This window comes from Ciceribacter ferrooxidans, from assembly GCF_004137355.1.
GTDB lineage: Bacteria > Pseudomonadota > Alphaproteobacteria > Rhizobiales > Rhizobiaceae > Allorhizobium > Allorhizobium ferrooxidans.
In genome coordinates this window covers 495205-508189 of sequence record NZ_SDVB01000170.1, presented here as the reverse complement: position 1 = coordinate 508189, position 12985 = coordinate 495205, and the positions used below count along the sequence as shown (strand labels likewise).

The following is a 12985-nucleotide window of genomic DNA, read 5'->3' as shown; positions in this document are numbered from 1 at the left end:
TTCTCTTGTGGCCGTTCCTGACATTCGACCGGCATCCCTTCGGGCGCCGGCAGGTGCCGGATCAAAGATTGTTGAACAGGTTCTTGACGGAGTTTGCCGCGCCGCCGCCACCCGAAAGGATCTGCTGCAGGAAGGTGAGGTCCTTGCCGCCCGTCGGTGTGGTGCGGGAAATCGTGTCGAAGACCTTGCCGTCCTTCAGCGTGTAGTTGGCGCGCCGGCTGACGACGCCGTCCTTGTCGAAATAGATCGCGAGCACCTGCTGGTCGACCAGCTTCGGCTTCATGAAGGCCACCGAACGGGTGCGCTTCTGCGAGATGTAGTAGAAGACCTCCGCATCGAAGGTCGCGGTGGTCGAAGGCGTGCCGAGCGAGAGGAGCACCTGTTCGCGGCTCGAGCCTTCGGGAACCAGGTCGAGAGAGGCCTGGTCGACGATGTAGCCGTTATGGAAGACTTCGGAGGTCTTGCAGCCGGAGAGACCGCCCGCTACGAGGGCGATGGCGAGGGCGGCGCCGAAAAATCGCCTGTCCGATCTGATGTATCGCATTTCCAACCACACGTCTCCCAATGACTTTTCCGTTGGAGCGCCGGGGCGCCCGCGAACCTGTTGCGCTATCATTGTGGCCTTTCCGGGGAAGACCGGCGACACAACGAAGCTCCTCGCTTCGGCTCGTCCGGCGCATGGCGTGCATGGCAGACGGCGCAAAACGGCATTGCAATTCGCGTCTGCTTCGGTAAACCAGCTTTCGCAATCATGCAACACGACCATGGGCCGGCGCGGATGTTCCCGCGGCCCTTTTTGGCAGAATCGATGCTATTCGGATTTTTCCGGCAGAAAAAGCACAACAGGCAGATCATGGAACGGCAATATGCGGCGCTCACGGCGGCGGCGCGTACACCGTATTTCTACACCGACCTCTCGGCTCCCGACACGGTCATGGGCCGTTTCGAGATGCTCTCGATCGTGCTGATTCTGTTCTTCAGGCGCACGTCGAAATCGGCGCGCAGCGGTCAGGAACTCGCCCAGGAGATCATCGACGCCTTCTTCCAGGACGTCGATCATTCCATCCGCGAACTCGGTGTCGGTGATCCCGGCGTGCCGAAACGGATGAAGAAGCTCGCCGGCCGCTTTTACGGTCGCGCCGAGTCCTATGGCGCCGCGCTCGACAAAGGTGACGAGCAACTGTTGGCGCAGGCGCTCGTGCGCAATATATATCCCGAAAGGGGCGAGGACGCCCCCGACATGCATGGACTGGCCCGCTGGATGATCGAGGAGGAAGCGCATCTGCGCGATATCCCCGAAGAGAGCGTCGAGACCGGATCCGTCACATTGGCCGTTCCCGGAGGGCCTCGACCGCAATGAGTTCACACCACAAGCATGCCGGCGATGCGGCCTTTTCCTATCTGGTGAAGGTCGGCCACGTCTCGGCAAACCCCGTCCAGGTCCATGTCGAGGCCGACGAACGCGAGCGCCGTGCGCTGGCCGCACTCTGGAACGTGGAAGCGGTCGAGAGCCTCGGCGCCGACCTGCAGATCGCACGCTGGAAGAAGGACGGCATCCGCATCAAGGGTCGGGTGAAGGCAGAACTGGTGCAGGCCTGCGTCGTCACGCTGGAGCCGGTGGTTTCGCAGATCGACCAGGAGATAGACCAGGTCTTCGTGCCGGAGGGATCGCGCCTTTCCCGGATACTGACGAACGAAGCGGGCGAGATGATTCTCGATCCCGAGGGCCCCGACATGCCGGAAACCTTCACCGGCGATACGATCGATGCGGGCGCGCTGGTCGCGGAATTCGCCGCACTTGCGATCGATCCTTACCCGCGCAAGTCCGGCGCCGCCTTCGACGGCCATGTCGAGGACAGCGGCGAGAGCGACCGCAAGCCGTCGCCCTTTGCCGTCCTGAAGGACTGGAAGAAGGATTAATTCGCGGTTCGCAAACGGAAACGGTCGCCACAAATCGGTTGTGCGGGACCGCAAAAACGGTATTTTGGCCGAAATTTCGCCGGGCAGCGAAAGGAAGGATCAGACGAGAGTGATCAGAATTTCCCTTGATTTGATGGGAGGCGACTTCGGCCCTGAGGTTGTCATTCCCGGCGCCGCCAAGGCGCTGGAACGTCATCCGGGCGTCAGCTTTGTCATGTTTGGCCAGCAGGAGAAGTGCGCGCCGATCCTCGCGCGGTATCCGACGCTGAGGGAAAGGTCGGTCTTTCATCATTGCGAGATCGCCGTCGCCATGGACGAGAAGCCGAGCCAGGCACTTCGTCGCGGCCGCTACAAGTCGTCCATGTGGAAGGCGATCGAAGCGGTGAAGGCGAAGGAAGCCGATGTCGCGGTCTCCGCCGGTAATACCGGCGCGCTGATGGCCATGTCGCTGTTCTGTCTTCGCACCATGGCAAACATCGAGCGTCCGGCGCTGGCCGGCATCTGGCCGACGCTCAAGGGCGAGAGCATCGTGCTCGACGTCGGCGCCACCATCGGGGCCGACGCCCAGCAGCTTCTCGACTTCGCCGTCATGGGCGGGGCGATGGCCCGCGCTCTCTTCGAGATCGAGCGCCCGATGGTCGGCCTGCTGAATGTCGGCGTCGAGGAGGTCAAGGGCCAGGAAGAGGTCAAGGAAGCGGGCCGGCTGATCCGCGAGGCCGGTCTCGACACGATCAATTATTACGGTTTCGTCGAAGGCGACGACCTCGGCCGCGGTACGGTCGACGTCGTGGTGACGGAAGGCTTCACCGGCAACGTCGCTCTGAAGACCGCCGAGGGTACGGCGCGGCAGATCGCACAATACCTGCGGTCGGCGATGTCACGCACCCTGCTCGCCCGGCTCGGTTATCTTCTCGCCAAGGAGGCGTTCGATCGCCTGCGCGAGAAGATGGACCCGCGCAAGGTGAACGGCGCGGTCTTCCTCGGCCTCAACGGAATCGTGATCAAGAGCCATGGCGGCACCGATGCGGAGGGCTTTGCGGCCGCGATCGACGTCGGCTATGACATGGCCCGCAATGGCCTCACACAAAAGATTGAAAACGACTTGAAAGAGTATCATGCACGGCACTCCTCCAGTGCAGGGCCCGAAGCAGCATGATCGGTGGAGTTTGAAAGCATGATCCGTTCTGTCGTTCGCGGTTTCGGGGCAGCGCTCCCGAAGCGGGTGATGACCAATCGCGAGTTGGAAGACATCGTCGAAACCTCTGACGAGTGGATCGTGCAGCGCACGGGCATTCGGCAGCGTTATGTCGCGGGCGAGGGGGAGACGACTGCCTCCCTCGGCGCCGATGCGGCGCGCGCCGCGCTCGAAAACGCCGGCATGTCCGCCAGCAGTATCGACCTCATCATCTGTGCGACCTCCACGCCGGACAATACCTTCCCGGCGACCGCGGTCGACATCCAGAACCGTCTCGGCATCCATCACGGCTTCGCCTTCGACATGCAGGCGGTCTGCAGCGGCTTCGTCTATGCGATGGCGACCGCCGATCTCTACATCCGCGGCGGCATGGCCAAGCGCGTGCTCGTCATCGGCGCGGAAACCTTCTCGCGCATCCTCGACTGGAAGGACCGCACCACCTGCGTGCTCTTCGGCGACGGCGCGGGTGCGCTGGTGCTCGAAGCGGAAGAGGGTAACGGCACCAATGCCGACCGGGGCGTGCTGACGGCGCAGCTGCGCTCCGACGGCGTCCACAAGGAAAAGCTCTATGTGGACGGCGGGCCGTCGACCACCGGCACGGTCGGCCATCTGCGCATGGAAGGCCGCGAGGTCTTCAAGCACGCCGTCGGCATGATCACCGACGTCATCGAAGCGGCCTTCGAGGCGGGCGGGGCGACCGCCGACGACATCGACTGGATGGTCCCGCATCAGGCCAACCGCCGTATCATCGACGCTTCGGCCAAGAAGCTCGGCATCCCGGCGGAAAAGGTCGTCGTCACTGTCGACCTGCACGGCAACACGTCCGCCGCCTCCATTCCGCTCGCTCTGGCGACCGCCGCCGGCGACGGACGCATCAAGAAGGGCGATCTCGTCCTGCTCGAGGCGATGGGCGGCGGCTTCACCTGGGGCGCCGTGCTCGTTCGCTGGTAACAGCGGCGACCAAAAATCGGATGTCGAACAAGAGCTTGACCGTCAAGCTCTTCGGCAATACTGTCATCGCGATTTGAGAAGATGACTGTTTCAGGCGGGCGGATCACATGGCTGGGAAGACAGTTACCCGAGCGGATTTGGCGGAGTCGGTTTTCCGTAAGGTGGGCCTGTCCCGCACGGAATCGGCTGAACTCGTCGAGACGATCATCGACGAAGTTTGCAATGCCATTGTTCGCGGCGAAACCGTGAAGCTGTCGTCGTTCGCCACCTTCCAGGTGCGCAGCAAGAACGAGCGTATCGGCCGCAATCCGAAGACCGGCGAGGAAGTGCCGATCTCGCCGCGCCGTGTGATGACCTTCAAGGCGTCGAACGTGCTGAAACAGCGTATCCTGCGGGCGCATCTTTCCCGCAAGGCCAAGCAGAAGCCACAGAACCCGGCCTCCTGAGACCGATTGCGGTGGAGCGCTGGGCCTCGACGCTCCGCGGATACTTGAAATCTTCTGGATAAATCGTTGAAATGCTCCGAATCATGGCTCGGAGCAGTGCTCCGTACGAGCCGCGTAAAGGACGGGAGCTGAGCCTTGGACAAGAGTCCGGATGCGTTTCGCACCATCAGCGAGGTCGCCGATGACCTCGATCTGCCGCAGCACGTCCTGCGTTTCTGGGAGACGCGCTTCCCGCAGATCAAGCCGATGAAGCGGGGAGGCGGACGACGCTATTACCGGCCCGACGACATCGAGCTCCTCAAGGGTATCCGCCATCTGCTCTATGATCAGGGCTACACCATCAAGGGCGTGCAGAAGCTCCTGAAGACCAACGGCAACAAGTTCGTCATGGCGGTCGCGAGCGGCGATGTCGCGGCGATGGAGACCCTGGTGGCCGCAAGCAGCGGCAAGCAGGAAGAACCGCGCCTTGCCGGGCCGGAAGAGGACCAGATCGTCGGCCGCCCGAAGGCGCGCAGCACCGGCCGTTTCTTCGGCTTCGGCGGCAACGGCGACGACGTGCCCGAGCTGACCAATGGCAAGGCTACGGTTGGCAAGGAAGACCGCGCCCTGCTGCAGGAGGCGCTCTTCGACCTGCTCGAATGCAAGCGCCTGCTCGACCAGGTGCGTTGAGCCATTCTTGGCGGCAAATCTTCTCTCGCGTACTTTTTCCCTTGCACAGCCGTAACCTAGCCATTAAGGAGAACGTGCTTTGCAAGAAGCTGGTCGGGGCGTAGCGCAGCCCGGTAGCGCACTTGACTGGGGGTCAAGGGGTCGCTGGTTCAAGTCCAGTCGCCCCGACCATTTAAATTCTTGATATCCCAGTACAATCATCCGAACGAATAGACATGTTGCACCGCCTGGCGGAGCCGCGGGCGAGCGTATGTCGCCGCCGCGCGGCGGCATTCAGCGCCGTGGCGGACGCGCCGGATACCGGTCGTAATCAGATGCTGTCAGTCGTCGTTGGTGGCGTTGAGCCTCTCCGGCGGAATACCTTCGTCGCCGGGTTCCCGTTTCGTCAGGCGCACCCCGTCGCCGCCGATCGCGCAGTCGCCGTCGGCGAGGAATGTGACGCCGAGGCGCTGGAGCGCGCCATGGAGCGCCGAGAGCGCAGCGGCATCGACGGCCCTACCGGTGACCGGCGATTCGCACTGCAGGATGACGAAAGCGGAGACGCCGCTTTTCGCCGACAGCTCATCGACGCTGATGCCGAGAAGCGCCCTTGCGGCGCGGACCTGTGCAGGCGAGATCGTGTTCATCATCATGATCCACTATATGCCGCTGTGTCTCCCAAAATCAATTCGGTCGGCGGTGCGACGAGCTCCCGGTAGACCGCGAGCGTCCGGCTCACCATGACGTCGAGCCCGTAGCGCCCGGCTCGCGCCAGTGCGCCGGCCGAAAGCCGCGCACGCGTGGCCGGGTCGCCGAGCGCCGCCATCGCAGCGGTCAGATCAGTCGGGTCGTCGTGGTTACCGACGAGGAGGCCGTTGACGCCGTGTTCCAGCACGGTCGTCACGCCGCCAACTTCGGTGAGGATCAGCGGTTTGCCGGCGGTCGCCGCCTCCAGCATGACATAGGACATCGCCTCGTAGCGGCTCGGCATCACGAGCGCGTCAAAGGCCTGGATCGCATCATTTCCGGAAAGCTCGGCGGTGAGGCAGATGCGATCGGAGAGCCCCGTCGCGGCGATCTGCCGGCGCAGTTCCGCCTCCATCTCCCCGGATCCGATCATCAGCAGGTGAGCCTGCGGCATCTGGGGTGCCATGCGTGTGAAGGCGGCAATCAGCCGTTCCGGCGCCTTTTGCGGCTGCAGCCGGCCGACGAAGCCGAAGACGACGGCCTCGTCGGGGATGCCCCAGCCGGCACGCAGTTCCGCGCGGCGGTCGCTCGGAACCGGCGCGACGCCGTTGACGACGACGCGCAGTTTCTCGGCCGGGATGCCGAGCGAGATCGCGTGATCGTATTCGCTGTCGGAGACGCAGATCACGCGCTCGCTGAGATGACGGCCGAGAAAGCGCTCGACCGCGCCGTAGACGAGCCGCCCCTTGCTGCCGAGCGTCGGGTCCATGGTGCGAAAGGCATGCGGCGTATAGACCCGGGGCGCATGGCGTCCCGGCAGCCGGAGGCGCGTGAGCGCGCCGGCCTTGGAACTGTGGCCGTGGATGATGTCGAAGGGCCCCTCCCGCTTGATGATCTCGCGCAACTGCCACCAGGCGACCGCGTCCCAGGGACCGACGGCGCGCCGCATCGGAAGGGCGATGACGCGGTGAAGATTGCGGGAGAGGAGGTCCTCGACGAAGCGAGCCTCTGCCCGCACCGGCGAGTAGACGGCGGTCACGGCATGGCCCTGCTCGGCGAGCCCGCCGCACAGATCGATGAAGTGGCGGCCCGATCCGCCGCCGCTCGGCTCCAGCACCTGAAGAACGGAGAGGGGGCGTCCCGGCTGATGTGGCGCGGCGGTCAAATCATTCGCCTTCCGAGGCTTTTCTGATGGCGCCGCTCGAGCGCTCCGCATCCCCAGACGATGCCGAGCAGCAGGTAGAAATGGCGCCAGTGATCGATATCGATGACGTTGCCGATTGCCGCATGGCCGATGATGGTGATCCAGGCGATCATCAGATGCGGTTGCCAGGGGCGATCGCGCAGGAGGAAGCGGAAACCGATCCGCAGCGTCCAGAGGATGAGAAGGATGAAGGTGACGAAGCCGAGCCAACCGTAGCTCGTCAGCGTCTTCAGCCAGATATTGTGTTCGTCTTCCGGAAAGATCGTGCTGAAGACCATCGGCCCGATGCCGAGCGGCCGCTCCATCGACATGAGGAAGCCGAGACGGTGGCGCTCGAAGCGGCCGAGATGGCCGCTGTCATATTCCTGGATGCCGGTGCGGCTGAGGAACAGGTCGCGCACCTGCTCGACCTGGAGCGCGATGGCGAGAGCGAGCACGAGCACGACGACCGCGGCGATCGTCAGCATCAGGATCTTCAGCCGGAAGGCACCGGTGCGCTCCTTGAGCAGCAGGATGAAGACCAGCGCGACGGCGGAGAACAGGAAGAGAGCCCAGGCGGCGCGCGAAAAGGACAGGAAGACGCCGAGCGCCACCACCAGCAGGCCGGCGACCTTGAAGGGGGCATCGATCAGGCGCCCGGTCAAAAGGCCGTGGATCAGGTAGAGCGAGGGGGCGATGAGGAAGGGGCCGAAGACGTTCGGGTCCTGAAAGGCACCCATGGCGCGGTCGTAGCGGGTGAAGACCTCGGCGCCCGGAAAGGCGTGGAAATAGCCGAGGATGCCGAGCATGGAGGTGACGATTGCCGCAACCACCCAGGCATCGAAGATCAGATTGAGACGCCGCGCGTCATCCTCAATCACGGCCGCATAGAAGACCGCGGTCAGGGCGAGAAAGGTCGAAACGGCAAGATACATCGGCCCGTCGCCGAGGTCCTGCATGACCGTCAGCGAGAGGATGCCGCCGACGTTGAAGACGAGGAGCAGGGCAACTAGCGGCGCTGTTCCGCGGGAAATCCTGAGGCCGAAGAGGAACCAGAGGGCGACCTGCCCCACCATCCACAGTTCGTAGGGCGCCGGCTCGGAAATCACGAAGCCCGAAAGGAACACGCCGACGGCGAGGCTCGCCGCACCGATCAGCGACACGATCGCCGCGGACGAGGGCGGCCGCTGGCCGGCAAGGGCGTGGTTCGCACTCAATAGGCGTTTTCCGTGTTGAGCAGCCGGAAAGGCGTGAGGAACAGGATCTTGAGATCGAGGAACAGCGACCAGTTTTCGATGTAGTAGAGGTCGTAGGCGGTGCGCAGCTTGATCTTCTCGTCGGTATCGACCTCGCCGCGCAGGCCATTGATCTGCGCCCAGCCTGTGACGCCGGGCTTGACGCGATGGCGAGCGAAGTAGCCTTCGACAATCTCGGAATATTTGCGGTCGCGGGTCTGCGCGAGCACGGCGTGCGGGCGTGGCCCGACGAGCGACAGGTTGCCCTTCAGCACGTTGAAGAATTGCGGCAGTTCGTCGATCGAGGATTTGCGCAGGAACCGTCCGACGGGGGTCACTCGCGGGTCGTTCTTCGTCACGGCCTGACGGGCGGTCGGATCGCTCATTTCCGTGTACATGGAGCGGAACTTCAGGACGCGGATGATCTCGTTGTTGAAGCCGTGCCGCTCCTGGATAAAGAAGACCGGTCCCTTGGACGTTGCCTTGACCGCGATCGCGGCGGCCACCATCACCGGCCAGAGAACGGCGAGAGCGAGCAGGCTGAAGGTGATGTCGAACACCCGCTTGGCGACGGAATCCCAGTCGCGGATCGGCTTGTCCATGATGTCGAGCATCGGCACCGCGCCGACATGCGAATATGCGCGCGGCCGGAAGCGCAGGCTGTTCGAATGGGCGGCGAGGCGGATGTCGACGGGCAGAACCCAGAGCTTGCGCAGAAGATGCAGGATGCGTTCCTCGGCGCTGAGCGGCAGGGCGATGATCAGCATGTCGATGCGGGCGAGGCGGGCGAATTCGACGAGTTCGGCGAAGGTGCCGAGCTTCGGATAACCTGCGACGACGGTCGGCGACCGGGCGGTGCCGCGATCGTCGAAGATGCCGCAGATGCGGATGTCGTTGTCGGGCTGCATTTCGAGGGCACGGATCAGGTCCTTGGCCGGTTGCCCGCCGCCGACGATGACCGCGCGGCGCTCCATGACGCCGTTTCGCGCCCAGCGGCGGAACCGGAAGCCGAAGAGCACACGCTCCGCGAGCAGGAAGGCGCTGCCGACCACGAACCACGCGATCAACCAGTCACCGAAGGCGAGAGCATGATCGCCGGCGAGGAAGAGGACGAGGGCGGAAACCACCATCGCCACCATGAACGATCCCCAGATGCGCGGGACGGAACGCAGCGGCGCCCTGAGCGCCGGGACCTGGTAGCTGTCTGCGATCTGCATCATGAGGACGGTAGCGCCGGAGGCAAGGACGACGATGGCGAGATCGGCCCAGAGATTGGTCGTCGATGCGTCCGCGGCGAAGTAGAAAGTACCGAGACCGAGCGCGAGGAGGCAGAGGAATTCGAAGAGCCTCATCTGCCCGATGATGATCGCCGGCGAGTAGTTTCCTTCGCTCAGATGGTTGGCGACCTGCCTGGCGAGCGCGTTGATCTTGCCGCTGTCCTCAGGCGCAGCGGTAGCGTCGCCACCGCTGCCCTGCCTGACCTTTCGGCGCAGTCTATCGATGTCGAATTGCTGATGCTTTTCCATCTGGTTCATCGCCGGCTTGGGCCCCGTCGGCCACATTGTGGCAAGAAGGTCCTAAGAATCCTTTAGGGCGCGCGTATTGTCCCGTTCTGATACGCCATGGCGTCTCTTTGCGACAGTCTGGCTGCGTGGAATCCGGGAAATTTGACACCGATCAAGGAAGCATGAGACGCATCGTGGCTGAAAAGGCGACAAGAGAAAAAGAGAGCGACGCCCATGGACAAGAAGCACGCGTTCAACATCGGCTATTTCCTGTTTGTCTTCACGCTCCTGCTGGCGTTCCAGGCCTGGCTCGGCTACCGCGACTATGCGCAGGTCTCCTACAGTGAAATGATGCGGATGGCCGAGGACGGCCGGATCGCCTCCGTGACGCTGACGGAGACGAGGATCGAGGGCGAGTTCAAAGAACCCCAGAACGGCAAGAAATACTTCATCGCCAACCGTGTCGATCCGCAGCTTGCGGCAATCTTCGAAAAGGCCGGCGTCAAGGTTTCGGGGGCGACGGACAGCAATTGGCTGACGACGCTTCTTTCCTGGATACTCCCCGTCGTTGTCTTCTTCACGCTCTGGTCGTTCTTCTTCCGCGGCATCGCCGAGCGGCAGGGCATGGGCGGCCTCATCAACATCGGCAAGTCGCGCGCGAAGATCTACCTGGAGCGCAAGACCGGCGTGACCTTCGATGACGTCGCAGGCATCGACGAAGCAGAGGCCGAGCTGCAGGAGATCGTCTCCTTCCTCAAGGACAAGGATCGCTACGGCCGGCTCGGCGCGCGCATTCCGAAGGGTATTCTCTTGGTTGGACCGCCCGGCACGGGCAAGACGCTGATGGCGCGCGCGGTTGCGGGAGAGGCGGGCGTGCCGTTCTTCTCGATCTCCGGCTCCGAATTCGTCGAGATGTTCGTCGGCGTCGGTGCGGCGCGCGTGCGCGACCTCTTCGAGCAGGCCCGCGCCGCTGCCCCGTGCATCATCTTCATCGACGAACTCGACGCGCTCGGGCGAGCGAGAAACTCCTTCGGTGGGTTCGGCGGCAACGACGAGAAGGAGCAGACGCTGAACCAGTTGCTCGCCGAGCTCGACGGCTTCGACCCGCGTGTCGGGATCGTCCTGCTCGCGGCGACCAACCGGCCGGAAATCCTCGATCCGGCGCTGATGCGCGCCGGCCGCTTCGACCGCCAAGTTGTGATCGATCGGCCGGACCGGAAGGGTCGGGAAGCGATCCTCAGGGTGCATATGAAGGGCGTCCTGATCGATCAGGGCGTCAAGATTGACGACATTGCCGGCCTGACGCCGGGTTTCACCGGCGCCGATCTCGCCAATCTCATCAACGAGGCGGCGATCGTCGCCACCCGTCGCGGCGCGACGCAGGTTGCGATGGAGGATTTCGTCGCCGCCGTTGAGCGGATCATCGCCGGTTCGGAGCGCCGGAGCCGCATCCTCAACCCCGAGGAGCGCGAGCGCGTCGCCTATCACGAGATGGGCCATGCGCTGGTCGCGGCATCGCTCGAGCGTGCCGACCCGGTGCAGAAGGTGTCGATCATTCCCCGGTCGATCGGCGCCCTCGGCTACACCTTGCAGAGACCGACGGAGGACCGTTTCCTGATCACCGCCGGCGAACTGAAGGAGCGCATGGTGGCGCTGCTCGCCGGCCGCGCGGCGGAGGATCTGATCTTCGGCGAGATATCGACGGGCGCTGCCGACGACCTCGCCAAGGTCACCGACATCGCCCGCGAGATCGTCACCCGTTTCGGCATGGACGAGTCCGTCGGGCAGGCCGTTCTCGAGCCGCAGCGCCTGCAGTGGCTGGACGACAGCCAGATGCGCATGCGGCCCAAGGATTATTCGGAAGCGACCGCGCGGGAAGTGGACCTCGCCATCCGCACGATGATCGAGGAGGCCTATGCCGAGGCGAAGCGTATCCTCACCGCCAGGATCGACCGGCTCAGGGAAGGAGCGAAGCTGCTGCTCGAGAAGGAAACGCTGACGCCCGACGATTACCCGCCGCTCGCCAAGGAGGCCGTTCCGGCGAAAGCCGGGAACTGAGGCGGACGCCGTTCAGATCGCAGCGAGCCGCTCGCGGTAGAAGCCGAGCATCTTCTCGGCCATGACGGACGCGGAGAATTTCGTCTTGAACGCCGCGGGGTCCGGCATCACGGACTTCGCCCATCCGGGGGTCGTCAGCGCCTTCGCCATCACGCGGGCGAGGTCGGCCGCATCGCCCCGCTCGGCCAGCGCTTCGCTGTCAGGGCCGAGGACCTCCGGGATGCCGCCGACACGCGAGGCAATCAGTGTCTTTCCGGCGGCCAGCGTTTCGAGCACGATGTAAGGCATGGATTCCGCTCGCGATGGGACGACGACCATGTCCGAGGTCGCAAAGGCCTCCTTGATCGGCATTGCCGGGAGGAGGCCGACGCGACGTCCGAGCCCCTTCTGCACCAGCGTGGTCTCGTATTTGTCGCGGTCCGGGCCATCGCCGATGACAAGCGCCGACAGCGGTCGGCCGACCAGCCGTTCCGTGCGGGCGAAGGCGTCGATGAAGATGTCGGGCCCTTTCAGGTCGCGCAGCATGCCGACATAGATGTAGTCGACGCTGTCGGAGCGCGTTGGGATCTGCTCGAAGTCGGTGTCGCTGATCCCGTTGTGGATCGTCCGCCAGTCGCAGCGAGGCTTGCCAACCTTGTTCTCGTAGGTCCGGTGCTCGAAGTCGCAGACGAAGACCAGCGCATCGCCGAAACGCTCCAGCAGCCGTTCGAGTGCGAAGATGCCCCACCCGGCGAAGGTCGCCTGCTCGTAGTGCAGGCTCCCGCCGTGGGGCGTGTAGAAGCGGGCGACGCGATACCTTCGGACCCGCAGGGCTGAGCCGACGATGCGGACCAGGGCGCCGCCTTTGGCGCCGTGGCCGTGCAGGATGTCAGGCTGCAAGCTCTTTATTTCTTTGTAGCTGCTGCGGACGGTGGCGAGATCGCCGAAGCCGACCGAACGGCGAATGGGAATGCGTGTGAGGCCGAGCGCGAGGAACGGCCGGATCTGTTCGAAGAGCCGTTCCTCGTGCTCGCTGCCCGTCAGACTGTCGCAGACGATGCCGACCTGGTGGCCGGCGCGGCTATGCTGTTCTGCGAGGTCGCGCACGTGGCGGAAGATTCCGCCCACGGGTGATCGGAAGCAGTGGACGATGCGGAGCGGTGGACCTTCAGGCATGG

The 12985-nt window shown here is 64.1% G+C and carries 13 protein-coding genes and 1 tRNA gene; 8 read left to right on the top strand and 6 right to left on the bottom strand.

Annotated elements, in window-relative coordinates; genetic code table 11:
- Positions 1–61: 61 nt before the first annotated feature.
- Positions 62–556, bottom strand: coding sequence for an outer membrane protein assembly factor BamE (locus EUU22_RS06930; RefSeq protein WP_129331498.1), 495 nt, complete (start codon positions 554–556; stop codon positions 62–64).
- Positions 557–751: 195 nt separating this feature from the next.
- Between EUU22_RS06930 and EUU22_RS06925 the strand changes: the two genes are divergently transcribed.
- The 7 genes from EUU22_RS06925 (at position 752) to EUU22_RS06895 (ending at position 5352) form a co-directional block, all read left to right on the top strand.
- On the top strand, positions 752–1360 hold the full coding sequence (locus EUU22_RS06925) for a ubiquinol-cytochrome C chaperone family protein (RefSeq protein ID WP_129331277.1): 609 nt from the start codon (positions 752–754) through the stop codon (positions 1358–1360).
- Entirely contained in the window at positions 1357–1920 is a 564-nt protein-coding gene (locus EUU22_RS06920; RefSeq protein WP_129331276.1) for a YceD family protein, read from the top strand. Before EUU22_RS06925 ends, EUU22_RS06920 begins: the two co-directional genes overlap by 4 nt.
- Positions 1921–2029: 109 nt before the next feature.
- Positions 2030–3076 (top strand): phosphate acyltransferase PlsX, encoded by a 1047-nt coding sequence (gene plsX, locus EUU22_RS06915; protein WP_129331275.1) that lies wholly within the window; start codon positions 2030–2032, stop codon positions 3074–3076.
- Between the two features lie 18 nt (positions 3077–3094).
- The gene (locus EUU22_RS06910; RefSeq protein WP_129331274.1) at positions 3095–4066 is read left to right on the top strand and encodes a beta-ketoacyl-ACP synthase III; all 972 of its coding nucleotides are present in this window, start codon (positions 3095–3097) and stop codon (positions 4064–4066) included.
- Between the two features lie 107 nt (positions 4067–4173).
- A complete protein-coding gene (locus tag EUU22_RS06905) occupies positions 4174–4512 on the top strand; it encodes an integration host factor subunit alpha (protein WP_129331273.1) in 339 nt (112 codons plus the stop codon).
- A 135-nt stretch (positions 4513–4647) separates the two neighbouring features.
- The gene (locus EUU22_RS06900; RefSeq protein ID WP_129331272.1) at positions 4648–5181 is read left to right on the top strand and encodes a MerR family transcriptional regulator; all 534 of its coding nucleotides are present in this window, start codon (positions 4648–4650) and stop codon (positions 5179–5181) included.
- Positions 5182–5275: 94 nt separating this feature from the next.
- Positions 5276–5352: transfer RNA gene (locus tag EUU22_RS06895), tRNA-Pro, on the top strand.
- A gap of 149 nt (positions 5353–5501) precedes the next feature.
- Here EUU22_RS06895 and EUU22_RS06890 read toward each other — a convergent pair.
- From EUU22_RS06890 to EUU22_RS06875, 4 genes are read right to left on the bottom strand one after another with little or no spacing between them, the layout of a single operon-like run.
- The gene (locus EUU22_RS06890) at positions 5502–5807 is read right to left on the bottom strand and encodes a hypothetical protein (protein WP_129331497.1); all 306 of its coding nucleotides are present in this window, start codon (positions 5805–5807) and stop codon (positions 5502–5504) included.
- Positions 5808–5809: 2 nt separating this feature from the next.
- Positions 5810–7012: a glycosyltransferase family 4 protein gene (locus tag EUU22_RS06885; protein ID WP_245484920.1), complete on the bottom strand. Its 1203-nt coding sequence runs from the start codon at positions 7010–7012 to the stop codon at positions 5810–5812.
- Complete coding sequence (locus tag EUU22_RS06880; RefSeq protein ID WP_245484919.1) at positions 7009–8247, bottom strand: O-antigen ligase family protein; 1239 nt, start codon at positions 8245–8247, stop codon at positions 7009–7011. Before EUU22_RS06880 ends, EUU22_RS06885 begins: the two co-directional genes overlap by 4 nt.
- A complete protein-coding gene (locus tag EUU22_RS06875; protein WP_129331270.1) occupies positions 8244–9800 on the bottom strand; it encodes an undecaprenyl-phosphate glucose phosphotransferase in 1557 nt (518 codons plus the stop codon). The genes EUU22_RS06880 and EUU22_RS06875 overlap by 4 nt, the downstream gene beginning before the upstream one ends.
- Positions 9801–10004: 204 nt before the next feature.
- Between EUU22_RS06875 and ftsH the strand changes: the two genes are divergently transcribed.
- Positions 10005–11828 (top strand): ATP-dependent zinc metalloprotease FtsH, encoded by a 1824-nt coding sequence (gene ftsH / locus EUU22_RS06870; protein WP_129331269.1) that lies wholly within the window; start codon positions 10005–10007, stop codon positions 11826–11828.
- A gap of 12 nt (positions 11829–11840) precedes the next feature.
- Here ftsH and EUU22_RS06865 read toward each other — a convergent pair whose 3' ends face one another.
- On the bottom strand, positions 11841–12983 hold the full coding sequence (locus EUU22_RS06865) for a glycosyltransferase family 4 protein (protein ID WP_129331268.1): 1143 nt from the start codon (positions 12981–12983) through the stop codon (positions 11841–11843).
- Between the last annotated feature and the right edge of the window lie 2 nt (positions 12984–12985).